Here is a 25293-nt window from a genome sequence, read left to right on the forward strand (position 1 = left end):
GAGGCGGGCGGTGCGTCGCGATCGGGCAGGGGCCGGACGCGATGCCCGACCCCCACCTTTTGCGTTTACAGATCCATTAGCAGGCGGCGCGGGTCTTCCAGCGCCTCCTTCACGCGGACGAGGAAGGTCACCGCGCCCTTGCCGTCGACGATCCGGTGGTCATAACTCAGCGCCAGATACATCATCGGCCGGATGACGATCTCGCCACCGACGACGACCGGGCGTTCCTGGATCTTGTGCATCCCCAGAATCCCCGACTGCGGCGGGTTGAGGATGGGCGAGGACATCAGCGAGCCATAGACCCCGCCATTCGAGATGGTGAAGGTGCCGCCCTGCATGTCGTCCATGGTCAGCTTGCCGTCGCGGGCCTTGCGGCCAAGCTCGCCGATCTCCTGCTCGATCCCGGCAAAGCTGCGCTGGTCGGCATCGCGCACGACCGGCACCACCAACCCCTGCGGGGTGCCCACGGCCACGCCCATGTTGACATAATTCTTGTAGACGACATCGGTGCCGTCGATCTCGGCATTGACCTCGGGCACCTCTTTCAGCGCATGGCAGCAGGCTTTGACGAAGAAGGACATGAAGCCCAGCTTGACGCCGTGCTTCTTCTCGAACTGGTCCTTGTACTCGTTGCGCAGGTCCATCACGCTTTTCATGTCCGCCTCGTTATAGGTGGTCAGCATGGCGGCGGTGTTCTGCGCGTCCTTCAGGCGGCGGGCGATGGTCTGGCGCAGGCGGGTCATGCGGACCCGTTCCTCGCGGCCCGACTGGTCCGCGCGGCGCGGGGCCTGGGCGGCGCGGGCGGGCGCGGACGGGGCCGGCGCGGATTCGGCGCGGGCCACGTCTTCCTTCATCACCCGGCCATCCTTGCCCGAGGCCTGGACCTGGTCGCGGCTGATGCCCTTTTCGGCCATCGCCTTGCGGGCCGAGGGCGCGTCCTCGACATCGGAACGCGGCGTCACCTCTTCGGGACCGGCGCCGGGCGAGCCGACCTTTTCGGCCTTTTCGTCCTTGGGGGTCGAGGTGTCGGCGCGCGGCGCGGATTTCGCGTCGCCGCCTTCGGCTGCGGCGCCTTCGGTGATGACGGCAAGCCGGGCCTTGGCATCGACGGTCTCGCCTTCGGCGGCGACGATCTCGGCCAGCACGCCGGCGACGGGGGCAGGCACCTCGACCGAGACCTTGTCGGTTTCCAGCTCGCACAGCATCTCGTCCACCGCGACGCTGTCGCCCACCTGCTTGAACCAGGTGGCCACGGTCGCCTCGGTCACCGATTCACCCAGCGAGGGCACCATCACGTCCACTGCCTTACCGCTCATCTTCGTTCCTTCCTGATCTTGCTGCGCCGTCGCTTCGGCGGCCTGTTCCTGTTTGGGTGCCGTTTCCCTGGTTGCGGTATCGGCGGATTTCGTGGGCTTGCTGCGCTTGCCGTCACCGGCCGACGCGGTCTCGTCGATCTGGGCCAGCAGCGCGTCGGGTGCGACCGTCTCGCCTTCTGCGGCGACGATCTCGACCAGCACCCCGGCCGAGGGGGCGGGCACCTCGACCGTCACCTTGTCGGTTTCCAGCTCGCACAGCATCTCGTCCATTTCGACGGCGTCACCCGGTTGCTTGAACCAGGTGGCGACGGTCGCTTCGGACACCGATTCCCCCAGCGACGGAACCCGGACCTCGATGGTCATTGATCATCTCCCAGCATCAGCGCATCGCGCACCAGAGCGTCCTGTTCGGCCTTGTGGCGCGAGGCGAGGCCCGTCGCCACCGAGGCCGCAGCGGCCCTGCCGATGTAACGTGCCCGTCCGGCGGGATGTTCCAGCTTGTCCAGCACCCATTCAAGGTTCGGCTCGACAAAGTTCCAGCCGCCCTGGTTCTTGGGCTCTTCCTGGCACCAGATCAGCTCGGCATTGCGGAACCGCCCCAGCTCTTTCAGCAGCGCCTGCTGCGGGAAGGGATAGAACTGCTCCAGACGCATCAGATAGATGTCGTCGATCCCGGCTTCGTCGCGGGCCTGCAGCAGGTCGTAATAGACCTTGCCCGAGCACATGACGATGCGGCGGATCTTGTCGTCGCTGGTCAGCTTGGTCTCGGACCGGCCGCGTTCGGCGTCGTCGGGCAGCACGCGGTGGAAGGTCGAGCCGGTCTGGAACTCGTCGGCGCTGCTGACCGCCAGCGGGTGACGCAGCAGCGATTTCGGGGTCATGATGACCAGCGGCTTGCGGAACTTGCGGTGCAGCTGGCGCCGCAGGATGTGGAAATAGTTGGCCGGAGTCGTCACGTTGGCGACGATCCAGTTATCCTCGGCGCACATCTGCAGGAAGCGTTCCAGCCGCGCCGACGAGTGTTCCGGCCCCTGACCCTCGAACCCGTGCGGCAGCAGCATGACCAGACCGGACATCCGCAGCCACTTCTTTTCGCCCGACGAGATGAACTGGTCGAACATGATCTGCGCGCCGTTGGCAAAGTCGCCGAACTGCGCCTCCCACAGGGTCAGCGCGTTGGGTTCGGCCAGCGAATAGCCGTATTCGAAGCCCAGAACGGCGTATTCCGACAACATCGAGTCGTGCACTTCGTAATGCGCCTGACCCTCGCGGATGTTGTTCAGCGGATAGTAACGCTGCTCGTCCACCTGATCGACAAAGGCCGAATGGCGCTGGCTGAAGGTGCCGCGCGCCGAATCCTGCCCGGTCAGGCGCACCCGGTGGCCCTCGACCACCAGCGAGCCAAAGGCCAGCGCCTCGCCCGTCGCCCAGTCAAAGCCCTGACCGGATTCGAACATCTGCTTTTTCGCCTCGATCAGCCGGCCGACGGTGCGGTGCAGGTTGAGACCTTCGGGCGGCGTGGTCAGCGCGCGCCCGATATCGGCCATGGTCTCGGCCGAGATGCCGGTCTCGCCCGAGACATAGTCCTGCCCCTCGCTTTCCAGCCCGGTCCATTTGCCGTCCAGCCAGTCGGCCTTGTTCGGCTTGAAGTTCTTGCCCATCTCGAACTCTTCGTTCAGATGCGCCTGGAACGCGGCCTTCATGTCCTCGATCTCGCCCTCGGGGATCAGCCCGTCGGCGACCAGACGTTCGGTATAAAGCTGCAGCGTCGTCTTGTGGGTCTTGATTTCCTTGTACATCGCCGGGTTGGTGAACATCGGCTCATCGCCTTCGTTGTGACCGAAGCGGCGATAGCAGAAGATGTCCAGCACCACGTCCTTGTGGAACTTCTGACGGAACTCGGTGGCGACGCGGGCGGCGTGGACTACGGCCTCGGGGTCGTCGCCGTTGACGTGGAAGATCGGCGCCTCGACCATCAGCGCGATATCGGTCGGATAGGGCGAGGTGCGGCTGAAATGCGGCGCGGTGGTAAAGCCGATCTGGTTGTTCACGACGATATGGATCGTGCCGCCGGTGCGATGGCCGCGGATGCCCGACAGCTGCAGACATTCCGCCACGATGCCCTGACCGGCAAAGGCCGCGTCGCCATGCAGCAGGATCGGCAGCACCTTGGTCCGCTCGACCGTGTCTTTCAGCTGGTCGCCCTTGGCGCGGGCCTTGCCCAGCACGACCGGGTTCACCGCCTCGAGATGCGAGGGGTTGGCGGTCAGCGACAGGTGCACCTCGTTGCCGTCGAATTCGCGGTCCGAGGACGCGCCGAGGTGATATTTCACGTCACCCGAGCCGTCGACATCCTCGGGCTTGAAGCTGCCGCCCTGGAATTCGTGGAAGATGGCGCGGTAGGGCTTGCCCAGCACGTTCGCCAGCACCGACAGACGCCCGCGATGCGGCATTCCGATGACGATTTCCTGCACCCCAAGCGCACCGCCGCGCTTGATGATCTGCTCCATCGCCGGGATCAGCGACTCGCCGCCGTCCAGACCAAAGCGCTTGGTGCCCATGTATTTGACATGCAGGAACTTTTCAAAGCCCTCGGCCTCGACCAGCTTGTTCAGGATGGCGCGGCGGCCGGTGCGGGTAAAGCCGATCTCCTTGCCGTAACCCTCGATCCGCTCTTTCAGCCATGCGGCTTCCTCGGGGTTCGAGATGTGCATGTATTGCATGGCGAAGGTGCCGCAATAGGTCCGCTCCATCAGATCGACGATCTGGCGGATGCTGGCGACTTCCAGACCCAGCACGTTGTCGATGAAGATCGGCCGGTCCATGTCGCCGGGGCCGAAGCCATAGGTCTGGGGCAGCAATTCGCCGTGATCGGGCACCTCGCGCAGGTTCAGCGGGTCGAGATCGGCGTGCAGGTGCCCCCGGATGCGGTAGGCGCGGATCAGCATCAGCGCGCGGATGCTGTCCAGCACCGCCTGACGCATGGCGTCGGGCGTTATCTCCTTGCCCTTGGCGGCGGCCTTGGCGGCAATCTTTTCCATCGCGGCACTGGCCTCGGCCTTCGAGGCCATGGGCCATTCGCCGGTCAGCGCGGCGATGTCCTCGCCCTGCGGGGTCGGCGGCCAGTCGCTGCGCTTCCAGCTGGGGCCTGCAGCCTCGGCCTCGGCGTCGCGGGCGTCATCGCCGAGCGCGGCGAAATAGCGGTCCCAGGCCGCATCCACGGCTGCCGGGTCTTTCGCCCATTGCCCGTAAAGCTGTTCGATATAGGTCGCGTTGTGACCCTGCAGAAAGGATGAGTCGTGGAAATCGGCGTTCTTGGGATGGTCATTCATGGCAGAACCTCGACAGGTGTTGGTCCATACGTAAGGGGGGCAGGCAGCGCCGCGTGGCGAGGCCGGTAATTCGGCAGCCCGACAGCTTTCGGTCGGGCAGGGGGTGCGGGTCGCGGCATGGACATGTCATCGCGGCCCTCATGCACAGTGGATGTCGATCATGCGCGCGCCGGGATCGTCCTGCGGCGCGACCTGCGGGATCTGTTCGATGCGCCCGACGCCGCGCCGTTCCAGCCGGCAGAGCGCGCTGGCGGCGCGGCCCTCGGCGTCGGCGGGGGACAGCGCGGGCAGATAGATCAGCCGCCAGCCGTAATCGCGGCGCGAGACGGTCCGCACCGCATCCGGCGGCAGGCCAGTGGCCAGCGGCAGGTTGGTGCGCGCCGGAACCCCGCCGCGCAGCGTCTCGTCGGTGTTGCGCGGCCCGCAGCTGGACAGGGACAGCACCGCCGCCGTCAGCAACGCACCGGACGCGATCCGACGCGGCCCGGGGGCGGCGGCAGAGGCGGGGGAAAGCGGCGGTTCGGCGGTCATCTCGTTCCTGTCTGGCCGGGGAAAGCGGGCCAAGCGCAACCATGTGGTGCGCCCCCATAGTGTCACGGGGGCGCGTGGTGTCAAATCATCAGCCCTTGATGGCCCGCAGCACGGCCTCGCCCAGCTGGGCGGGGCTGTCGGCGACCACGATCCCGGCCTTCTTCATGGCCTCGATCTTGGATTCCGCGTCGCCCTTGCCACCGGACACGATTGCGCCCGCATGGCCCATGCGCCGGCCCGGAGGGGCGGTGCGGCCGGCGATGAAGCCGGCGGTGGGCTTCCAGTTGCCCTTCTTCTTCTGCTCGGCCAGGAATTCGGCGGCCTCTTCCTCGGCCGATCCGCCGATCTCGCCGATCATGATGATCGATTCCGTTTCCGGGTCGTCCAGGAACATCCGCAGCACGTCGATATGCTCCAGCCCCTTGATCGGGTCGCCGCCGATGCCGACGGCCGAGGACTGGCCCAGACCCACATCCGAGGTCTGCTTGACGGCCTCATAGGTCAGCGTGCCCGAACGCGAGACGACACCGACCGAGCCGCGCTTGAAGATGCTGCCCGGCATGATGCCGATCTTGCATTCGCCGGGCGTCATGATGCCGGGGCAGTTCGGCCCGATCAGCCGCGACTTGCTGTCGGCCAGCACGCGCTTGACGCGCATCATGTCCAGAACCGGGATGCCCTCGGTGATGCAGACGATCAGCGGCACCTCGGCGTCGATGGCTTCCAGGATCGAATCGGCCGCGAAGGGCGGCGGGACATAGATTGCAGACGCGGTGGCGCCGGTTTCGGCCACGGCCTCGTGGACGCTGTTGAAGACCGGCAGGTCCAGATGGGTGGTGCCGCCCTTGCCGGGGGTCACGCCGCCGACCATTTTGGTGCCATAGGCGATGGCCTGTTCGGTGTGGAAGGTGCCCTGCGATCCGGTGATCCCCTGGCAGATGACTTTGGTGTTCTTGTCGACGAGAATGGCCATGTGGTGGCGCTCCTTGCGTTTGTCGTTCCGCGCTGTGGCGGCGTGTTGTTCTAGCGTTTCGAGATCGAGATTTCGGCGCCGTCGCTGTATTTCATCACCCCGCCCGGCACCGAAGCACGGACCGCGACGGTGCGGCCATCCTTGGTGAACAGCTCGGCCGGCTCGGTCGGCGCGGGCGTCCGGGTCCAGCCCTGACGCTGGATCTCGTCCGTCACCACAGCCAGCACCGAGGCGCCGTGGGTATGGGGGCGCACGATGATGGCGCAGTCGCTCTCGTTGTTCCTCTTGCGGACGCCGATGCTGTGGACCAGTTCGATCGAGGCGTTCTGCGGCGCTTCCTTGACGAAAAGCGGCATCAGCCCGGTCATGTATTGATAGCCCTCGCGGGTCAGGAACCCCAGCGCATCGACGCCCTTCGCCTCGGCCGCGAGGCACGCTTTCGCGAGCCTGCGGGCCTCGGTCGCTTCGTCATAGCTCACCCGCTGCAGATCGCCGGGCGCGGTCGCAACCACGCCCATGGGTTCGGCGATCTCGGTGCAGGCGGTCAGCAAAAGCCCGGCCGCCGCGATGGCAGCAGGCAGTCTCATCCCTTCACCGCCTTGACGATCTTTTCGGCGCCGTCCTTGAGGTCGTCGGCGGCGATCACGTCGAGGCCGGAGTTGTTGATGATCTCCTTGCCCTTGTCGACATTGGTGCCTTCCAGACGGACCACCAGCGGAACCTTCAGCCCGACCTCTTTCACCGCGGCGACGATGCCCTCGGCGATGATGTCGCAGCGCATGATGCCGCCGAAGATGTTGACCAGGATGCCTTTGACGTTGTCGTCGCTGGTGATGATCTTGAACGCCTCGGTGACCTTTTCCTTGGTCGCGCCGCCGCCGACATCCAGAAAGTTCGCCGGCTCGGCGCCATACAGCTTGATGATGTCCATGGTCGCCATTGCCAGACCGGCGCCGTTGACCATGCAGCCGATCTCGCCGTCAAGCGCGATATAGTTCAGGTCGTATTTCGAGGCTTCCAGTTCCTTGGGGTCTTCCTCGGTCTCGTCGCGCAGGGCGAAGATGTCGTCGTGGCGATACAGCGCGTTGTTGTCGAAGCCCATCTTGGCGTCCAGCGCCTTCAGCCCGCCTTCGGTGGTGACGATCAGCGGGTTGATCTCCAGCATCTCCATGTCCTTGTCGAGGAACAGGCGATACAGATCCTTGACCAGCTTGACGCATTGCTTGACCTGCTGGCCCTGCAGACCCAGGGCAAAGGCCACGCGGCGGCCGTGGAAATCCGACAGGCCCGAGGCCGGATCGACGCTGAAGCTGACGATCTTTTCCGGGGTCGAGGCGGCGACTTCCTCGATATCCATGCCGCCTTCGGTCGAGGCGACAAAGCTGACGCGCGAGGTCTGGCGGTCGACCAGCAGGGCCAGATACAGCTCGCGTTCGATGTCGCTGCCGTCTTCGATATAGATGCGGTTGACCTGCTTGCCGGCCGGTCCGGTCTGGTGCGTGACCAGCGTTCGACCCAGCATCTGGCGGGTCATCTCTTCGGCTTCCGAGGTGGATTTCGCCAGCCGGACGCCGCCTTTTTCACCGGCCCCGGCTTCCTTGAAATGACCCTTGCCGCGGCCGCCGGCGTGGATCTGGGCCTTGACCACCCAAAGCGGGCCGTCGAGTTCAGAGGCGGCGCGCTTGGCGTCCTCGGCGCGGGTGACGACGCGGCCGTCGCTGACCGGAACGCCATAGTCGCGCAGCAGCGACTTGGCCTGGTATTCGTGGATGTTCATGGCAAACCTCGCGTTGATACGGTTTGCCCGGCCTTTTGACACATCATGGCGCGGGTATGAACCGTTTTCCCGCCGGATCGGCCAAAACCCGCGAAAAGGGGTGTTTTGTGATCACACCATTTCAGGCTGTGATCACAAGCCTGCAGCAGCGCCGTCCGTGGCAGGCGATGTCGCGCGAAAAACGGTCCGCGCCGCTCACCGATAAAGCGAGTCGGCCACGGCACGCGGCCTGTCTCGCCTGCCGCTTTTCAGCTTGTCGTGGCGCAGAACCGGGGCAGGGGCAGCCGCTGTTTGTCCCGGTGCTCGCCGTGACCCATATAAACGAAAAAGGCGGCAGGAAACCCCGCCGCCCTTGGTCCGAATGTCAGGCTGATCTCAGGCCAGCGAGACGTCGATGCCCTTGCAAGCCTCGACCAGACCCTTGACCGCATCGACCGACTTGTCGAACATCGCCTGCTCGTCCTTGTCCAGCTTGATGTCGATGACCTTCTCGACGCCATTGGCGCCCAGCACGGTCGGCACGCCCACATACAGCCCCTTGAGACCGTAAGCGTTGTCGACATAGGCGGCGCAGGGCAGGACGCGCTTTTGATCCTTCAGATACGCCTCGGCCATCTCGATCGCCGAGGTGGCGGGCGCATAGAAGGCGCTGCCGGTCTTCAGCATGCCGACGATCTCGGCCCCGCCGTCGCGGGTGCGCTGCACGATGGCGTCCAGCTTGTCCTGCGTGGTCCAGCCCATCTTGACCAGATCGGGCAGCGGGATCCCGGCGACGGTGGAATAGCGGGTCAGCGGCACCATGGTGTCGCCGTGGCCGCCCAGCACAAAGGCCGTCACGTCACGCATCGAGACGCCGAATTCCAGCGACAGGAAGTGGCGGAACCGCGCCGAATCCAGCACCCCGGCCATGCCGACAACCTTCTCGACGGGCAGGCCCGAGAATTTCTGCAGCGCCCAGACCATCGCGTCCAGCGGGTTGGTGATGCAGATGACGAAGGCGTTGGGGGCGTGGGTCTTGATGCCCTCGCCCACGGCCTTCATGACCTTGAGGTTGATCCCCAGCAGGTCGTCCCGCGACATGCCGGGCTTGCGCGGCACGCCCGCGGTCACGATGCACACATCGGCGCCGGCGATGTCGGCATAGTCGTTGGTGCCCTTCATCGCGGCGTCAAAGCCCTCGGCCGGACCGGACTGGGCGATGTCGAGCGCCTTGCCCTGCGGAATGCCTTCGGTGATGTCGAACAGCACGACATCCCCCAGCTCTTTCATCGCGGCCAGATGGGCAAGGGTGCCGCCGATCTGGCCGGCGCCGATAAGTGCGATCTTGGGACGGGCCATATTTTCCTCCGGGAAATGTTCAAATGGTCGTGGCATGGGTTATTCCCTTGCCGTATCGCTTTCAAGACGCATCGCAAGGACGAAAAGGCGCATCGGTGGAGTTATCGCAAACATCATGGCTGCTGGCCATTCTGGCAGCCCTTGCCGTCGGCATGGCCAAGGGCGGGCTGTCGATGGTGGGCATGATCTCGGTGCCGCTGCTGTCCTTGGTGATGTCGCCGGTGACGGCGGCGGGGGTGATGCTGCCGGTATATATCGTCAGCGATATCGGCGGGCTGATCGCGTTCCGGCGCAGTTTCGACCGCAGGGTGCTGGCCATGCTGCTGCCCGGCGCGGTCACCGGGATCGGCCTGGGCTGGGCCACGGCGCATCTGGTCAACGACGCGGTGGTGCTGCTGATCGTGGGGCTGATCGGCGTCGGTTTCGCACTGAATGCGCTGATCCGCCCGGCGCTGGGACACGCGCGCAGCGCCGATCTGGGACGCGGCAGCTTCTGGGGCGCGATTGCCGGTTACACCAGCTTCGTCAGCCATTCCGGCGCGCCGCCCTATCAGGTCTATGTCCAGCCCTTGCGGCTGAACAGTACCGTCTATGCCGGTACGACGACGGTGTTTTTCGCCATCGTCAACGCGGTGAAGCTGATTCCCTATGCCATGCTGGGCCAACTGAACCCCGACAATCTGCGGCTGGCGGCGATCCTGTGCCTGCCGGCGATCATCGGCGTGGTGCTGGGGCTGAAACTGCTGAAGATCATCCCGCAAGAGCTGTTCTATCGCCTGATCACCGTGGGCCTGCTGATCGTGTCGGCGCGGCTGATCTGGGACGGGCTGACCACGCTGCTGGCCTGAGCGGAAGCCGTTGCGAGCGGGCGGCGAAGCTGACACTCTGCCCCTCTGAATGCAGCGACGAAAGGTAGCCAGATGTTCATTCTTGTGCTGGGCGTGGCCCTGTGGTGGGCGGCCCATCTGTTCAAGCGCGCCGCGCCAAGGGCGCGGGCCGATATGGGCAGCGCGGGCCGGTCGGCGGTCAGCGCGGCGCTGATCCTGTCGATCCTGCTGATGATCTGGGGCTACCGCGTGGCGCCGCTGGGCGAGGTCTGGTGGGTCAAGACCGCGGCCATGACCGGGATCAACAACCTGCTGGTGCTGATCGGCTTTTATCTGTTCGCCGCCTCGGGGATGAAGACCGGCATCACCCGGCGGCTGCGCCATCCGCAGCTGATCGGCTTTCTGCTCTGGGCGGTGGCGCATCTGCTGGTCAATGGCGACATGCCCTCGCTGGTGCTGTTCGGCGGTCTGGCGCTGTGGGCGGTGGTCGAGATGATCGTCATCAACCGCACCGTGCCCGGCTGGAAACCGCCGGCCCATGCCGTTCCGATCCGGAAGGAGGGCATGGCGATCATCGGCGCGCTGCTGGTCTATGGCGTGGTCGGGCTGATCCACGCCTGGCTCGGCTATAACCCCTTCGGGTCCTGAGGATGGCGACGCTTTATCGCCTGCTGACCGAGGATGACAGCGCGGCGTTTTGTCACAAGGTCAGCGCCGCGCTCGCCGCCGGCTGGGTGCTGCATGGCGACCCCTGCCTGTCCTTCGACGAGCGGCGCGGCGTCATGCGCTGCGCGCAGGCGGTGACCAAAGAGGTGGCGGGTGATTACAGCCCTGAGATGAAGCTGGGCGCGCAATAGAGCGCGATTCGACAGGGGGTCGCGCGGCCAAACTGCCGCGCCGCGCCACCGCGACTCGGATGTTCGCGCGGGATGTGATCACACCCGCAAAGAGTGTGATCACAAAACCCGCATTTCGGCTGAATTTGGCCGGGGGCTGGACAAGCACCGGTGACAGGGGCGAAAAAGCCCTTATGACGATTTGCCAAATCCAGCCAGCCCGCGCGCCAGCTGTCGCCGCGGGTCTGCACAAGACCGAAGGGGAACGACATGGCTGATGTGAACCGGGGGAACCGGCCGCTCTCGCCGCATTTGCAGGTCTATCGGTTGCCATTGGCGGCGGTCACCTCGATCATGAACCGGGCGACGGGGCAGGCGATGGTGGCGGGGCTGGTCCTGGTGGCCCTGTGGCTGCTGGGCGCGGCGGCAGGCGGCAGGCTGTGGGAGTTCGCCGACTGGCTGACCCGCAGCTGGTTCGGCTTTCTGGTGTTTCTGGGCGCAAGCTGGGCGATGTGGTTCCACTTCCTCGCCGGGATCCGCCACTTCTTCTATGACGCACGCGAGGGCATGACCATCGAGGCGTCGCGCAAATCCAGCATCGCGATCATCGTGGGCTCGGTCGTCCTGACCCTGCTCAGCCTGATCCTGTATTTCATCTGAGAGGGGGCATCATGCATTACATCACCCCGCGCAAGGCTGCCATGGGTCTGGGCCCGTCCGGGACGGGCACGCAGCATCACTGGTGGATGACGGTCAGCGCGGTCGCGCTGGCGCTGCTGACGCCGTCCTTCCTGATGGTCATCGGCACCGCGCTGCGCTTGCCCGGCCGTCCCGAGATCATCGCCTATCTGGCCCAGCCTTATCCGGCGATCGTCATCGGCGTCTTCATGACACTGGGGATGACGCACTACATCCGCGGCACCCGCATCATGATCGACGACTATCTGCATCACACCGGCCGCAAGGTCGCGCTGATCGCGGCCAAGCTGTTCGGCTGGCTGGTCATCGCCGTCACCCTTTTTGCCCTGGCGCGCGTCTCGCTTGCCACGGCCCTGATCTGAGGTTTCCATGTCCGCATACGAATATCAGGTCCATGAATATGACGTGGTCGTGGTCGGCGCCGGCGGCGCGGGGCTGCGGGCGACGCTGGGCATGGCCGAACAGGGGCTGCGCACGGCCTGCGTGACCAAGGTCTTTCCGACCCGCTCGCACACCGTGGCCGCGCAGGGCGGCATCGCCGCCTCGCTGTCGAACATGGGGCCGGACAACTGGCAATGGCACATGTATGACACCGTCAAGGGCAGCGACTGGCTGGGCGACACCGACGCGATGGAATACCTCGCCCGCGAGGCGCCCAAGGCGGTGTATGAGCTGGAACATTACGGCGTGCCGTTCTCGCGCACTGAAGAGGGCAAGATCTATCAGCGCCCCTTCGGCGGCCACACCACCGAGTTCGGCGAAGGCCCGCCCGTGCAGCGCACCTGCGCCGCCGCCGACCGCACCGGCCACGCCATCCTGCACACGCTTTACGGCCAGTCGCTGAAGAACAATGCCGAGTTCTTCATCGAGTATTTCGCGCTGGATCTGGTCATCACCGACGGCCAGTGCACCGGCGTCGTCTGCTGGCGGCTGGATGACGGCAGCATGCATGTCTTCAACGCCAAGATGGTCGTTCTGGCGACCGGCGGTTACGGCCGCGCCTATTTCAGCGCCACCTCGGCCCATACCTGCACCGGCGACGGTGGCGGGATGGCCGCGCGCGCCGGTCTGCCGCTGCAGGACATGGAGTTCGTGCAGTTCCACCCGACCGGCATCTATGGCTCGGGCTGCCTGATCACCGAGGGCGCCCGCGGCGAAGGCGGCTATCTGACCAACAGCGAAGGCGAGCGTTTCATGGAGCGCTATGCCCCGACCTACAAGGATCTGGCCAGCCGCGACGTCGTCAGCCGCTGCATCACGCTGGAAATCCGCGAGGGGCGCGGGGTGGGTCAGGACAAGGACCACATGTTCCTGAACCTGCAGCATCTTCCGCCCGAAGCGCTGCATGAACGCCTGCCGGGCATCAGCGAATCGGCCAAGATCTTCGCCGGCGTCGATGTCACCAAAGAGCCGATCCCGATCCTGCCGACGGTCCACTACAACATGGGCGGCATCCCCACCAACTATTGGGGCGAGGTGCTTAATCCGACCGAATCCGACCCCGATGCCGTCTTCCCCGGCCTGATGGCGGTGGGCGAGGCGGGCTGCGCCAGCGTCCACGGCGCGAATCGCCTCGGGTCGAATTCGCTCATCGACCTCGTGGTGTTCGGCCGCGCCGCCGCGATCCGCGCCGGCGACGTGATCGACCGCGAAAGCGCCGTGCCGGCGACGAATGTGGGCGCCGTGGACGCGATCCTCGACCGCTTCGACCGCATCCGCCACGCCGATGGCGGCACGCCCACGGCGCAGCTTCGCGATCAGATGCAGCGCACCATGCAGGCCGATGCGGCGGTGTTCCGCACTGACAAGACCCTGGCCGAAGGTGTTGAGAACATGCGTGAAATCGCCGCCAAGCTGGACGATCTGCATGTCACCGACCGCGGCCTGATCTGGAACACCGACCTGATGGAGACGCTGGAGCTGACCAACCTAATGCCCAACGCGCTGGCCACCATCGTCGCCGCCGAGGCGCGCAAGGAAAGCCGTGGCGCCCACGCGCATGAGGACTATCCCGACCGCGACGATGCGAACTGGCGCAAGCACAGCCTGGCCTATGTCGATGGCAACAAAGTGACGCTCGACTATCGCCCGGTGCATCTTGAACCGCTGACGAAAGAGACGGAAGGTGGTATCGACCTTCAGAAGATTGCTCCGAAGAAAAGGGTTTATTGATGCGCCTCGTCCTTCCGCTCGCCGCCATGTCGCTGGCCCTCGCTGCCTGCGTGGCTCCGGTGCAACCGCCGCCGCCGCCGGTCGTGAATCCGTCTGTCACCGCGCCGCCGCCGGCGCCGTCGCTTGACAGCTCGACCCGGGCCGTGGCGCGCGACGTCGTCAACCGCGAGATGGCCAAGCGCCTGCCGGGCCGCAACGTCGCGCCCTATACCGATTGCGTGGTCAACAACGCCTCGATGGCAGAGCTGTCGGACATCGCCGCGCGCGGTGTCAGCGATGCCGGCAGCGCGGCGGCCTCGGTGGCGCTGATCGTCAAGCGGCCGGCGACGACGCAGTGCATCGCCAAGGTCGCGGCGACGGCGTGATGATCCGGCGCGCGGCCATCTGGTGCGCCCTGATCGCCGCGCCGCTGGCGCTGGCGGCTTGCGCCCCGATGCCGCTTGCCGATGCCGAGCGGGTGTGCCTCGAGGACGCGCGCGCCGCGACCGGCCCGCAGGGCAAGTTGGGGATCGGCGTGGCCAGCGGCCGCGGCGGTGTCCGCCCGTTCAGCCGGGTCGAGGTGTCGGTGTCCTCGGACTACATCATGGGCCGCGATCCGGCCCAAGCCTATGACGCCTGCGTGCAGCGCCGGGCCGGGCAGCCGCCCTCGCGGCCGCTTCACGACATCACCGGGTGGAGCGCGCGCTGATGCCGCGCGCGCATCCCGCCGCGCGCAACGCGCCTTGTTCGGGTCGGTCGGTGCCGGCCCGTCATTCGACGCCTTCCAGGTCCGCAAGACCCAGAAGCTAAGGAGCCTGACATGGTCGAATTTACCCTGCCGAAGAACAGCCAGATCCGGGTCGGCAAGACCTGGCCCAAGCCCGAGGGCGCGACCAATCTGCGCAAGTTCAAGATCTATCGCTGGGACCCGGACACCGGCGAAAACCCGCGTCTGGACACCTATTTCGTCGATCTCGACCGCTGCGGGCCGATGGTTCTGGACGCGCTGATCAAGATCAAGTCCGAGATCGACCCGACGCTGTCCTTCCGCCGGTCCTGCCGCGAGGGGATCTGCGGGTCCTGCGCCATGAACATCGACGGCGGCAACCATCTGGCGTGCATCTATGGCATGGACGAGGTCGATGGCGACGTGAACATCTATCCGCTGCCGCATATGCCGGTAGTCAAGGACCTGATCCCCGACCTGACGCATTTCTATGCCCAGCACGCCAGCGTGAAGCCCTATCTGATCACGGAAACGCCGACCCCGAACAAGGAATGGCGCCAGTCGATCGAGGACCGCAAGAAGCTGGATGGCCTGTATGAATGCATCCTGTGCGCCTGCTGCTCGACCGCCTGCCCAAGCTATTGGTGGAACGGCGACAAGTATCTGGGCCCGGCGACGCTGCTGGCCGCCTATCGCTGGATCATCGATTCCCGCGACGAGGCGACGCCGGAACGGCTGGACGATCTGGAAGACCCGTTCAAGCTGTATCGCTGCCACACGATCATGAACTGCACCAACACCTGCCCGAAGGGGCTGAACCCGGCCAAGGCGATTGCCGAGATCAAGCACCTGCTGGTCGACCGCATCGTCTAAGGGCTCGCTGATTGGACGCGCCGTGGCCGCAAGCTGCGGCGCATCCTGCGTTTCAGGCTTGGTCGGGCTGGTCCTGCAACAGCGGGTCGGGGGGCAGCTCGGCGGTCAGAAACCGCTCGAACGCATCCAGATCGACCGGCTCGAACTGCCCGAACCCCTGCATCCACACCGCCGCGCGGTGCAGCCCGTCCGGGTCGATCTGGCACCAGGTGATCCGCCCGCGCCGCTCCTGCCGGATCAGCCCGGCGCTGGCCAGAACGCCCAGATGCTTGGACACGGCGGCAAGGCTGACCTGAAACGGCGTCGCCACATCGCTGACCGCCATGTCGTCTTCCAGCAGCATCCCCAGAATCCGACGCCGTGTCGGGTCGGACAGGGCCGCAAAGATGCGATCGAGCATGGTGTCGGCATCGGACATGCAGAGAGCGGCCTTGATGGTCAATCTGAAGGTTGAATTATGCCATGCGGGCCTGATCCGTGCAATCGCAGCATGGGCGCGGCGAGTGCGCAAAAAATAACGAGTTAAATCCGTAAGTTGCAGATGCAGCAGGATGGCTTGACTCGGGGTGGGTTGCCACCTATCACCGCCCCCGAAGATGACAGGGGTGTGAACCTTGCCCGACCGCGACGACGCTGCGCCCGATCCTGAACGGCTGCGGCAGCTTGAAGAGCGTCTGGCCCGGCTCAACACGCCCAAGCCGCCCTCGCAGGCATCGGTGACGATGCACCACGCCGAAACCGCGTGGCGCATGGTGATCGAGCTGGTGACCGGGCTCGGGATCGGGTTCGGCATCGGCTATGGGCTGGATCGGTTGTTCGGCACGCTGCCGATCTTTCTGATCCTGTTCCTGCTGGCGGGGCTGGCGGCCGGTATCAAGGTGATGCTCGGCACCGCGCAGGACATGCAGCGCAAGGCTGCCAGGGACATGCAGGGCGACCTGCCCAAGGACGAGGGATGACGAACGTGGCGACCCAAGCAGAAGCCGGCCTTACCTTTCACCCGATGGATCAGTTCGTGGTCAAGCCGCTGTTCGGGGACGGCGCTGTCCATTGGTATACGCCGACCAACGCGACGCTGTGGCTGGGCCTGACGCTGCTGGCCATCGTGGCCCTGCTGGTCTTCGGCACCCGTGGCCGCGCCATCATCCCCAGCCGCGCCCAGTCCATCGCCGAGATGATGTACGGCATGATCCACAAGATGGTCGAGGACGTCACCGGCAAGGAGGGGCTGCGCTATTTCCCCTATATCATGACGCTGTTCAGCTTCATCGTCTTCGCCAACTTCCTGGCCCTGCTGCCGAAAAGCTTCTCGCCCACCTCGCAGATCGCGGTGACGGCGGTGCTGGCGCTGATGGTGTTCCTGGGCGTCACCATTCTGGGCTTCGTCAAGAACGGCGCCAGCTTCCTGGGGCTGTTCTGGGTGAACTCGGCGCCGCTGGCGCTGCGTCCGGTGCTGGCGGTGATCGAGCTGATCTCGTATTTCGTGCGCCCGGTCAGCCACTCCATTCGTCTTGCCGGCAACATCATGGCCGGTCACGCCGTGCTCAAGGTCTTTGCCGCGTTCGGCGCGATGCTGGTCATCAGCCCGCTGATCGGGGTGCTGGTCACGCCGCTGTCGATCCTGGGCATCACCGGCATCTTCGCCCTGGAGGTGCTTGTCGCGCTGATCCAGGCCTATGTCTTTACCATCCTGACCTGCGTCTATCTCAAGGACGCGCTGCACCCGTCGCACTGACGGGCCGGCAGGGTCAGACCGAAAACCAAACCATTCCATAGCCTCAAGGAGCAAGAAACATGGAACAAATGGGTCAGTATCTGGGCGCAGGCCTCGCGTGCATCGGTATGGCGGGCGCCGCCATCGGGGTGGGCAACGTCGCCGGCAACTACCTGTCGGGCGCGCTGCGCAACCCTTCGGCCGCCGCTTCGCAGACCGCGACGCTGTTCATCGGCATGGCCTTCGCCGAAGCCCTGGGCATCTTCTCGTTCCTGGTCGCTCTGCTGCTGCTGTTCGCAGTCTGATCCCCTGCCATCCTTGCGGTTGGATGGGGGCCAGGCCCCCATCCGATTGTGACTTGAACGGCCAGAGGTAAGACATGTTCAGCCTGTTGCAAGATGCGGCCGTTACGGTCGTCGAAACCGAAACCCTGACGCCGCCCGCCAATCCCGACGCAGCCGTCCTGACGGCCGATCCGGGGGCAGGGGTGGTCGTGGTGACGCCCGATGCCGGCCATGTGGCCGATGCGGCGGTCAGCTCGGGCGGGATGCCCCAGCTGGATGTCACGACCTTTGGCAACCAGATCTTCTGGCTGCTGGTGACGCTGGCGGTGCTGTATTGGGTCATGTCCAAGGTGGCGCTGCCGCGGATCGACGCGGTCATCTCGGACCGTCAGGGCGCCATCACCGGCGATCTGATGCAGGCCGAGGACTACAAGAAAAAAGCCAAGGACGCCGAGGCCGCCTATGACAAGGCGCTGGCCGATGCGCGGACCGAGGCCGGCAAGATCATCGCCGCCCAGAAGGCCGATATCCAGAAGGAATTGGACGCGGCCATCGCCAAGGCGGATGCCGAAATCGCCGCGCGGACGGCGGAATCGGAAAAGCGGATCGGTGCCATTCGTGACAGCGCCACCGCCGACGCCCGCAGCGTCGCGCGTGACGTCACCGCCGAGCTGGTGCGCAAATTCGGCGGCAAGGCCGAGGACAGCGCCATCGATGCGGCCGTCGACTCGCGTCTGAAAGGGGCCGCATGATGAAAAAACTCGCTCTATTGCTGTCGCTGGCCGCCTCGCCGGCATTGGCGGCGACGGGTCCGTTCTTCAGCCTGCGCAACACCGATTTCGTGGTGCTGCTGGGCTTCCTGCTGTTCATCGGCATCTTGGTCTATTTCCGGGTGCCGCAGCTGATCGGTGGCTTGCTGGACAAGCGCGCCGAGGGCATTCGCGCCGATCTGGAAGAGGCCCGCCGCCTGCGCGAGGAAGCGCAAGAGGTCTATGCCTCGTATGAGCGTCGCCAGCGCGACGTGAAGACTCAGGCCGACGAGATCGTCGCCAACGCCAAGCGCGAGGCGATTGCCCAGGCCGACAAGGCCAAGGCCGATCTGGCCGCCTCGATCCAGCGTCGCCTGAAAGCGGCCGAGGATCAGATCGCCTCGGCGGAAAACGAGGCCGTGCGCGCGGTTCGCAACAGCGCCGTGCAGACCGCCATTGCCGCCGCGAGCGAGGTTCTGCGCCAGCAGGGCGTCATGTCCGACCGCAGCGCCGGCATCGACGCGGCGATCGACGAGGTCTCGGCCCGTCTGCACTGATCGGTCGTCCAACGACGAGACAAGGCCCGGCCGCTGAATAGCGCCGGGCCTTTTCCATTGGAAAACACGGCCCAAGCCGTCAATAGGAAAGGCCGGGCGCTTGGCCCGGCCTTTCCCGTTCACGCTTGCCGAGGCTTAGCGCGTGGGACGGATCAGGATCTCGACCCGGCGGTTCTGCTGTCGGCCCGCATCGGTATCGTTCGACGCGATGGGCTGGGTCTGCCCGCGGCCGACCATGCTGAGACGCGCCGAGGACACGCCCGCCGCGGTCAGGATACCGCCGACCGACTGCGCGCGACGCTGCGACAGGTCCTGGTTATAGGCGGCGCGACCGGTCGAATCGGTGTGGCCATAGATCTCGACCCGGCTGTTCGGGTATTGCTGCAAGCTGCGCGCCAGGCCATACAGGTCGTTCTGCGCCTGACCCGAGACGGCGGCACTGTCGGTCGCGAACAGCAGACCCGAGGGCATCAGCACCTGCAGATAGTCGCCGCGGTTGATGATCTGCACGCCCGGCGAGGTCATCACCTGCCGCAGCTGCTTTTCCTGCTGCTCCAGAATATTGCCGACGACCGCGCCGGCAGCCGCGCCGACCAGCGCGCCCTTGACGAAATCCTTGCCCTTGTTGTTCTTGTCGGAATCGCGGGTGGCGCCCAGAACACCGCCAAGGGCCGCGCCGGCAAGCGCGCCCTGCTGCGTCTTGTCGAGGCTGGTGCCCATGGTGCCATCCGGTGCACATGCGCCAAGCGCCATCACACCCGCCGCGCCGATCATAAGCGAAACTCGCATTTTCATTCGATAACCTTTCAGTTCAGTATTGTGAGTGCCGTGGCGGCACGCCCCGGACTGCGAACGCGGGCACCGTCGCACAGGTTCCGAGCCATTCCCAGCATGTTGCAGTCCTGCACCAGTCCTAAACCGCTGAAACCCGGTCAATTCCTGCTGAGCGACGCGCGCGCGTTCCGCTTGCCCGGTCGCGAGGCGGGTGTCATGCTGAACCCTGCGCCCGCGACAGGCGCTTCGGAGAGGAGAGGATCATGCCGCTCGCCGACCATTCGCCCACGTCCGATCCTGCACCCGTTCCCGCGCCCGAACCGGGCGAGATGCAGCAATGCGATCTGATCATGAAGGGGGGGATCACCTCGGGCGTGGTCTATCCCGGCGCGATCGTCAAGCTGGCGCAGGATTATCGGTTGCGCAGCATCGGCGGGTCCTCTGCCGGGGCCATCGCCGCCTGTTTCGCCGCCGCCGCCGAGTATCAGCGCCAAGAGCGGGGCGGCCATGACATGGCGGGGTTTCAGGCCATGTCCGCGCTGGCCGCCGAACTGGCGCGCAAGCTGAAAACCCTGTTCCAGCCCAGCCCGCGCTTTCGGCCCCTGTTCGCGCTGCTGATCGCGCGGACTTCGGGGCAGGGGTTGGCGGGGGCGCTGCTGCATGTGCTGCGCTGGCCGCTGGCACTCGCCGGGGCCGTGGCGGTGCTGGGGCTGGTGCTGGCGCTGCGTGCGGGCTCGGTCTGGCTGGGGGTGTCGGTGGTGCTGGCGACGCTGATCCTGCTGGTCGTGTTCCTGGTCTGGTGGCTGGCGCGGCTGGTGCTGCGCGATCTGCCGGCTGCGGATTTCGGCATCTGCCCCGGCATCACCCAGCCCGGCCATGACGACCCGGCGCTGACCGACTGGATGATCCGCCATATCGAAGACCTCGCCGGCCGGACTCAGACCGGCCCGCCGCTGACCGTGGGCGATCTGGGGCGGCACGGGATCACGCTGGCGGCGATGACGACCGACCTGTCCTCGGGGCGGCCCTATCAACTGCCGATGCTGACCAATATCCACTGGTTCAGCCTGGCCGAGTGGCAGCGCCTGTTCCCGCCGCATTTCCTTGATGCGCTGACGGCGGGGCACGACCCGCTCAATCACGGGCAGGATGCGCCCGCCGACCTTTATCCGCTGCCCGCCCGCGACGCCTTTCCGGTGCTGCTGGTGGCGCGAATGTCGCTGAGCTTTCCGGGGCTGCTGCAGGCGGTGCCGCTGTATCGGTACGACGATCAGGTGCGGGTGGTGACCGCGCGGGGCGAGATGGCGGGCCGGATCAGCCGCTGCCTGTTCTCGGACGGGGGGATCTCGTCGAACTTTCCGATCCATTTCTTCGACGCGCTGCTGCCGCGCCGGCCGACCTTCGGCATCGCGCTTGGCAGCTATGACCCGGCGCGGCACGGGGATGAGCGCACCGATCTGCCGCGCCACAGCGTCCAAAGCACCGATCTGCCGGTGATCCCGGTGCGGGGTCTGGGCGATTTCATGTTCGCGATCCTCAACACCGCGAAGGATTGGCAGGACCGGCTGCAGGCGATGCTGCCCGGCTATTCCGAGCGTGTGGTGACGGTGCGTCTGGACGACGCGACCGAGGGCGGCATGAACCTTGGCATGGACGAGGCGACCATCGCGCGGCTGAACGGCTTTGGCCTTGAGGCGGGCGAGAAGCTGCTGGCCACCTATTCCTATGCGCGCGGGGCGGACGGGTTCGACCGGCACCGCGACCGCCGCGGACGGGTGACGGTGCCGCGGCTGGCGGCGGCGCTGAACGGCATGGGGCTGGCGATGGCCTCGCGCCCCGACGGAGCGCCCGAGGCGCCGGATGGGCGGGCGGCGATGGTCTCGCTGTCGCAAGATTGCGCGGGATTTGCCGATGCGGTGGCGGCGCTGCCCTCGGGCGCGTGCCAGTCGGATCTGGTCGCGGACGCCGAAATCCGCCTCAGCGCCCATGCCAACCGCGCGCCGCGCCATGCCGCGCAGCCGATGGCGGCCGCGATGCCCGCGCGGCCGATCTCGTAACCCGTTATCCTCCCTTGCAAGCCCCGGCCGGGACGGGCAATTAGGCCGCCATGGCCCGACTGCCCGCCCCCTTGCCCTACCAGACCCAGGTCGCGATCTTTTCGCGGCTGCGCGACGCCAATCCCGCGCCGGTCACGGAATTGCAGCACCAGAATCCCTATCAACTGCTGGTCGCGGTGGCGCTGTCGGCGCAATCGACCGATGCCGGCGTGAACCGCGCGACCGAGGACCTGTTCGACCGCATCCACACCCCGCAGCAGATGCTGGAGCTTGGGCAGGACGGGCTGACCGAGGCGATCAAGACCATCGGGCTGTTCCGGCAAAAGGCGCAGAACGTGATCCGCATGTCGCAGATCCTTGTCGATGATTACGGCGGTCAGGTGCCGTCCAGCCGGGCCGCGCTGATGTCGCTGCCGGGGGTCGGGCGCAAGACGGCGAATGTGATCCTCAACTGCGTCTTCGGCCAGCCGGCGCAGGCGGTGGACACCCATATCTTCCGCGTCTGCAACCGCACCCGCATCGCGCCGGGCCGTGATGTGGACGAGGTCGAGCGCGGGATCGAGGACAACATCCCGGCCGAGTTCCAGCAGAACGCCCATCACTGGCTGATCCTGCATGGCCGCTATATCTGCCAGGCGCGCCGCCCGCGCTGCCCGATCTGCCCGATCAACGATCTGTGCCCTTATGAGGAGAAGACCGCATGAGCGGATTTGACGTCATCGGTATCGGCAACGCCGTGATGGACATCATCGCGCCCATCCCCGAGGCCGATCTGGCCGAGATCGGCGTGCAAAAGGGCATCATGCAGCTGGTCGAGCGTGAGCGGTCGGAATATCTGCTGGCCCAGCAGGCGCGGCGCGGGCGCGGGCAGCTTGTGCCGGGCGGCTCGGTCGCCAACACGCTGGCCGGGATCGGCCGGATGGGACTGAAGACCGGCTTCATCGGCCGCGTCGCCGATGACGAACTGGGCCGGTCCTATGCGCATGAGACCGAGGCCGAGGGCACGCGCTTCATCAACGCGCCGGTGCCGGGCGGGGCGCTGCCGACCTCGCGCTCGATCATTCTGGTGACGCCGGATGGCGAGCGGTCCATGAACACCTATCTGGGCATCTCGGCCAATCTCGGCCCGGACGATGTCGATGAGGCGGTGTTTCAGGGCAACAAATGGCTGTTTCTGGAAGGCTATCTGTTCGACAAGCCGGCCGGAAAATCCGCCTTTCTGGCCGCCACCGATGCCTGCCACCGGGCCGGCGGGCAGGCCGGGATCGCGCTGTCGGACCCGTTCTGCGTCGACCGCCACCGCGAGGATTTCCGCCGTCTGGTCGCCGGGTCGATGGATTACGTCATCGGCAACGCCCATGAGTGGGAGGCGCTGTATCAGACCGATCTGGACGAGGCGCTGCGGCTGGCGGCGGCGGATTGCCGGACCGTCATCTGCACCCGCTCGGGCGAGTCCGCGCTGCTGATCCGCGACGGCAACCGGGTCGAGGTGCCGGTCCATCGCGTCACCCCGGTCGATGCCACCGGGGCCGGCGACCAGTTCGCGGCCGGGCTGATCTTTGGCCTCGCCTCGGGCATCGATCTGGAAACCGCCGGGCGCATGGGCGTCATGGCCGCGTCCGAGGTGATCGGCCATGTCGGCGCCCGTCCCGAACGCGACCTGCTGACAGATTTCCGCGCTGCCGGCCTGATCTGAAGGCCGGCTATTTGAACCTGACTACTCGGACCGCGGCGGCGTCGGCTTGACGCTGCGCCCGAAATCCGGGGCCGAGGTGTCCTGCCCGGCCTCGATGATGCCACGGCGGATGGCGCGGGTGCGGGTGAAATAGTCGTGCAACTGGTCGCCGTCGCCCATGCGGATGGCGCGTTGCAGCACGAACAGCTCCTCGGTGAAGCGGCCGAGGATATCCAGAACCGCGTCCTTGTTGGTCAGGAATACGTCGCGCCACATGGTCGGGTCGGACGCCGCGATCCGGGTGAAGTCGCGAAAACCGGCGGCGGAGTATTTGATGATCTCGGATTCCGTCACCCGCTTGAGGTGATCGGCCACGCCGACCATCGTATAGGCGATCAGGTGCGGCGTGTGGCTGGTCACCGCCAGCACCAGATCGTGATGGGCGGGGTCCATATCCTCGATATTGGCGCCAAGCGCGCGGATGAAGCGGCGCAGGCGCGACAGCTCGCCCGGATCGCAGTCGGGCAGGGGGGTCAGCAGCCACCAGCGGTTCTGGAACAGCTCGGCAAAGCCCGACAGCGGCCCGGAATGTTCGGTCCCGGCCAGCGGATGGCCGGGGATGAAATGGACATGATCGGGCAGATGCGGCGTGACCTGGGCGATGACCTCTTGCTTGACCGAGCCGACATCGGTGACGACCGCGCCCGGCTTGAGATGCGGCGCGATTTCGGCCATGGCGCGGCCCATCGCGCCCACCGGCACGCAGAGGATCACCAGATCGGCGCCCCGCACCGCGCCCGCCGCATTGTCCGCGACCTCGTCCACCAGTCCGATATCGCGCGCCGCCGCCCGCGTCTTGGCGCTGCGCGAGGTGCCGCTGATCCGACCGGCCACACCCGCCTCGCGCGCGGCGAGCGAGATTGACCCCGCGATCAGCCCCAGCCCGATCAGCGCGACCTTGTCATAGACGACACTCACGTGCGGTTCCTTTCGGCCATGAAGCGGCCGATGACATGGGCGACGCGGCGGCAGGCGGCCTCGTCGCCGATGGTGATACGCAGCGCCTCGGGCAGGCCGTAACCGCCGACTCGGCGCACGATCAGCCCGTCCTCTTTCAGCGCGTCGTCGCAGGCATGGGCGGTCGCCTGATCGGGGAAGCGGGCGAGCACGAAATTCGCCCGGCTGTCATCGCAACCCAGCCCCAGATCGCGCAGGGCGGCGGTCAGCCAGTCGCGCCATTTCGCGTTCTCGCTACGGCAGCGTTCGACATGGGCGCGGTCGCGCATCGCGGCCTCGGCGGCGGCAAGCTGGACGGTGGACAGGTTGAAAGGCTGGCGCACGCGGTTCATCACGCCGATCAGATCCGGGCTGGCATAGCCCCAGCCGATCCGCAGCCCGCCCAGCCCGTAGATCTTGGAGAATGTCCGGGTGGCCAGCACGTTCGGGAACGCCTCGACCAGATCCAGATCGGCGCGAAAGCCGTCATCCGCGAACTCGGCATAGGCGCCGTCATGAACCAGCAGCACATGGGCGGGCAGCCCCTCGGCCAGATGCCGAAGCTGATCCGCCTCCAGCATGGTGCCGGTGGGGTTGCCGGGGTTGGTCAGGAACACGATCCGCGTGCGCGGGGTCACCGCCGCCAGCACCGCATCGGGATCGACGCGGCGAGCCTGTTCGGCCACGACGACCGGCGTCGCGCCCGCGGCCAGCGTCAGGATCGGATACATCGAAAACCCGTGCTGGGTCATGATGACCTCGTCCCCCGGCCCGGCAAAGCACTGGGTGGCGAATTGCAGCACCTCGTCCGAGCCGGCGCCGCAGATCACCCGGTCGGGGTCGATGCCGTGGACCTCGGCAATCGCGGTCCGCAGGCCAAGATGGTCGGTGACGGGATAGCGGTGCATCTGATGGGTGGCGCGCACCGCCGCCTCGCGCGCCTTGTCCGAGGGGCCATAGGGGTTCTCGTTCGAGGACAATTTCACGACGCTGTCGCGGCCCGCGATATGCGCGGCACCGCCCTGATACAGCGCGATTTCCATGATGCCGGGCTGAGGACGGATTCCGGGCAGGTCGGACATGTGCGACTCTCCTTGATGCAGGGGC

The 25293-nt window shown here is 66.2% G+C and carries 28 protein-coding genes; 17 read left to right on the forward strand and 11 right to left on the reverse strand.

Annotated features, from left to right (window positions below):
• Positions 1-65: 65 nt before the first annotated feature.
• From odhB to mdh, 7 genes are all read right to left on the reverse strand, one after another.
• Entirely contained in the window at positions 66-1679 is a 1614-nt protein-coding gene (gene odhB, locus CYR75_RS02935; protein WP_101498774.1) for a 2-oxoglutarate dehydrogenase complex dihydrolipoyllysine-residue succinyltransferase, read from the reverse strand.
• Positions 1676-4648 carry a 2-oxoglutarate dehydrogenase E1 component gene (locus CYR75_RS02940; RefSeq protein WP_101498775.1) on the reverse strand — a complete coding sequence of 991 codons (2973 nt, stop codon included), beginning with the start codon at positions 4646-4648 and terminating at the stop codon, positions 1676-1678. The genes odhB and CYR75_RS02940 overlap by 4 nt, the downstream gene beginning before the upstream one ends.
• Positions 4649-4786: 138 nt before the next feature.
• The gene (locus CYR75_RS02945; protein ID WP_101498776.1) at positions 4787-5179 is read right to left on the reverse strand and encodes a hypothetical protein; all 393 of its coding nucleotides are present in this window, start codon (positions 5177-5179) and stop codon (positions 4787-4789) included.
• An 88-nt stretch (positions 5180-5267) separates the two neighbouring features.
• Positions 5268-6152, reverse strand: a complete 885-nt coding sequence (gene sucD, locus CYR75_RS02950; protein WP_101498777.1) for a succinate--CoA ligase subunit alpha — start codon at positions 6150-6152, stop codon at positions 5268-5270.
• A gap of 50 nt (positions 6153-6202) precedes the next feature.
• Positions 6203-6739 carry a hypothetical protein gene (locus CYR75_RS02955; protein WP_101498778.1) on the reverse strand — a complete coding sequence of 179 codons (537 nt, stop codon included), beginning with the start codon at positions 6737-6739 and terminating at the stop codon, positions 6203-6205.
• Entirely contained in the window at positions 6736-7929 is a 1194-nt protein-coding gene (gene sucC / locus CYR75_RS02960) for an ADP-forming succinate--CoA ligase subunit beta (protein WP_101498779.1), read from the reverse strand. Before sucC ends, CYR75_RS02955 begins: the two co-directional genes overlap by 4 nt.
• 375 nt (positions 7930-8304) lie before the next feature.
• Positions 8305-9267: a malate dehydrogenase gene (gene mdh / locus CYR75_RS02965; RefSeq protein WP_101498780.1), complete on the reverse strand. Its 963-nt coding sequence runs from the start codon at positions 9265-9267 to the stop codon at positions 8305-8307.
• Positions 9268-9419: 152 nt separating this feature from the next.
• Here mdh and CYR75_RS02970 point away from each other — a divergent pair, with 152 nt between their 5' ends.
• From CYR75_RS02970 to CYR75_RS03010, 9 genes are all read left to right on the forward strand, one after another.
• On the forward strand, positions 9420-10115 hold the full coding sequence (locus tag CYR75_RS02970; protein ID WP_264080916.1) for a sulfite exporter TauE/SafE family protein: 696 nt from the start codon (positions 9420-9422) through the stop codon (positions 10113-10115).
• Positions 10116-10187: 72 nt separating this feature from the next.
• Entirely contained in the window at positions 10188-10742 is a 555-nt protein-coding gene (locus CYR75_RS02975; RefSeq protein WP_101498782.1) for an NnrU family protein, read from the forward strand.
• A gap of 2 nt (positions 10743-10744) precedes the next feature.
• The gene (locus CYR75_RS02980) at positions 10745-10951 is read left to right on the forward strand and encodes a DUF1737 domain-containing protein (protein WP_101498783.1); all 207 of its coding nucleotides are present in this window, start codon (positions 10745-10747) and stop codon (positions 10949-10951) included.
• A 249-nt stretch (positions 10952-11200) separates the two neighbouring features.
• Positions 11201-11590 carry a succinate dehydrogenase, cytochrome b556 subunit gene (gene sdhC, locus CYR75_RS02985; protein ID WP_101498784.1) on the forward strand — a complete coding sequence of 130 codons (390 nt, stop codon included), beginning with the start codon at positions 11201-11203 and terminating at the stop codon, positions 11588-11590.
• A gap of 11 nt (positions 11591-11601) precedes the next feature.
• Positions 11602-11991, forward strand: coding sequence for a succinate dehydrogenase, hydrophobic membrane anchor protein (locus tag CYR75_RS02990; protein ID WP_101498785.1), 390 nt, complete (start codon positions 11602-11604; stop codon positions 11989-11991).
• Between the two features lie 7 nt (positions 11992-11998).
• Entirely contained in the window at positions 11999-13801 is a 1803-nt protein-coding gene (gene sdhA / locus CYR75_RS02995; RefSeq protein WP_101498786.1) for a succinate dehydrogenase flavoprotein subunit, read from the forward strand.
• A complete protein-coding gene (locus CYR75_RS03000) occupies positions 13801-14166 on the forward strand; it encodes a hypothetical protein (protein WP_101498787.1) in 366 nt (121 codons plus the stop codon). Before sdhA ends, CYR75_RS03000 begins: the two co-directional genes overlap by 1 nt.
• The gene (locus tag CYR75_RS03005) at positions 14166-14489 is read left to right on the forward strand and encodes a hypothetical protein (protein WP_101498788.1); all 324 of its coding nucleotides are present in this window, start codon (positions 14166-14168) and stop codon (positions 14487-14489) included. Before CYR75_RS03000 ends, CYR75_RS03005 begins: the two co-directional genes overlap by 1 nt.
• A gap of 111 nt (positions 14490-14600) precedes the next feature.
• The gene (locus tag CYR75_RS03010; RefSeq protein WP_101498789.1) at positions 14601-15380 is read left to right on the forward strand and encodes a succinate dehydrogenase iron-sulfur subunit; all 780 of its coding nucleotides are present in this window, start codon (positions 14601-14603) and stop codon (positions 15378-15380) included.
• A 52-nt stretch (positions 15381-15432) separates the two neighbouring features.
• Here CYR75_RS03010 and CYR75_RS03015 read toward each other — a convergent pair whose 3' ends face one another.
• On the reverse strand, positions 15433-15798 hold the full coding sequence (locus CYR75_RS03015) for an ArsR/SmtB family transcription factor (protein ID WP_225972813.1): 366 nt from the start codon (positions 15796-15798) through the stop codon (positions 15433-15435).
• Positions 15799-15994: 196 nt separating this feature from the next.
• Between CYR75_RS03015 and CYR75_RS03020 the strand changes: the two genes are divergently transcribed.
• From CYR75_RS03020 to CYR75_RS03040, 5 genes are all read left to right on the forward strand, one after another.
• Complete coding sequence (locus tag CYR75_RS03020; protein WP_225972814.1) at positions 15995-16339, forward strand: AtpZ/AtpI family protein; 345 nt, start codon at positions 15995-15997, stop codon at positions 16337-16339.
• Entirely contained in the window at positions 16336-17115 is a 780-nt protein-coding gene (locus CYR75_RS03025) for a F0F1 ATP synthase subunit A (protein ID WP_101498790.1), read from the forward strand. The genes CYR75_RS03020 and CYR75_RS03025 overlap by 4 nt, the downstream gene beginning before the upstream one ends.
• A 59-nt stretch (positions 17116-17174) precedes the next feature.
• Positions 17175-17399, forward strand: coding sequence for a F0F1 ATP synthase subunit C (locus CYR75_RS03030; protein ID WP_101498791.1), 225 nt, complete (start codon positions 17175-17177; stop codon positions 17397-17399).
• Positions 17400-17473: 74 nt separating this feature from the next.
• On the forward strand, positions 17474-18130 hold the full coding sequence (locus CYR75_RS03035; RefSeq protein WP_101498792.1) for a F0F1 ATP synthase subunit B': 657 nt from the start codon (positions 17474-17476) through the stop codon (positions 18128-18130).
• Entirely contained in the window at positions 18130-18684 is a 555-nt protein-coding gene (locus CYR75_RS03040; protein ID WP_101500834.1) for a F0F1 ATP synthase subunit B, read from the forward strand. The genes CYR75_RS03035 and CYR75_RS03040 overlap by 1 nt, the downstream gene beginning before the upstream one ends.
• Before the next feature lie 135 nt (positions 18685-18819).
• Here the strand turns inward: CYR75_RS03040 and CYR75_RS03045 are convergent, their stop codons facing one another.
• Positions 18820-19473 carry an OmpA family protein gene (locus tag CYR75_RS03045; RefSeq protein ID WP_318778994.1) on the reverse strand — a complete coding sequence of 218 codons (654 nt, stop codon included), beginning with the start codon at positions 19471-19473 and terminating at the stop codon, positions 18820-18822.
• Positions 19474-19721: 248 nt separating this feature from the next.
• Here CYR75_RS03045 and CYR75_RS03050 point away from each other — a divergent pair, with 248 nt between their 5' ends.
• The 3 genes from CYR75_RS03050 to CYR75_RS03060 are packed head-to-tail and all read left to right on the forward strand — an operon-like array spanning position 19722 to position 23211.
• Positions 19722-21515: a patatin-like phospholipase domain-containing protein gene (locus CYR75_RS03050; protein ID WP_101498794.1), complete on the forward strand. Its 1794-nt coding sequence runs from the start codon at positions 19722-19724 to the stop codon at positions 21513-21515.
• Positions 21516-21574: 59 nt separating this feature from the next.
• Entirely contained in the window at positions 21575-22219 is a 645-nt protein-coding gene (gene nth, locus CYR75_RS03055; RefSeq protein ID WP_376780303.1) for an endonuclease III, read from the forward strand.
• A complete protein-coding gene (locus CYR75_RS03060) occupies positions 22216-23211 on the forward strand; it encodes an adenosine kinase (protein ID WP_101498796.1) in 996 nt (331 codons plus the stop codon). The genes nth and CYR75_RS03060 overlap by 4 nt, the downstream gene beginning before the upstream one ends.
• A 21-nt stretch (positions 23212-23232) precedes the next feature.
• On the opposite strand, the gene CYR75_RS03065 is transcribed toward CYR75_RS03060, so the two are convergent.
• On the reverse strand, positions 23233-24168 hold the full coding sequence (locus tag CYR75_RS03065) for a prephenate/arogenate dehydrogenase family protein (RefSeq protein WP_101498797.1): 936 nt from the start codon (positions 24166-24168) through the stop codon (positions 23233-23235).
• Positions 24165-25268 (reverse strand): histidinol-phosphate transaminase, encoded by a 1104-nt coding sequence (gene hisC / locus CYR75_RS03070; protein ID WP_101498798.1) that lies wholly within the window; start codon positions 25266-25268, stop codon positions 24165-24167. Before hisC ends, CYR75_RS03065 begins: the two co-directional genes overlap by 4 nt.
• Positions 25269-25293 lie beyond the last annotated feature (25 nt).

Origin of the sequence: Paracoccus jeotgali (assembly GCF_002865605.1) — a bacterium.
Lineage (GTDB): Bacteria > Pseudomonadota > Alphaproteobacteria > Rhodobacterales > Rhodobacteraceae > Paracoccus > Paracoccus jeotgali.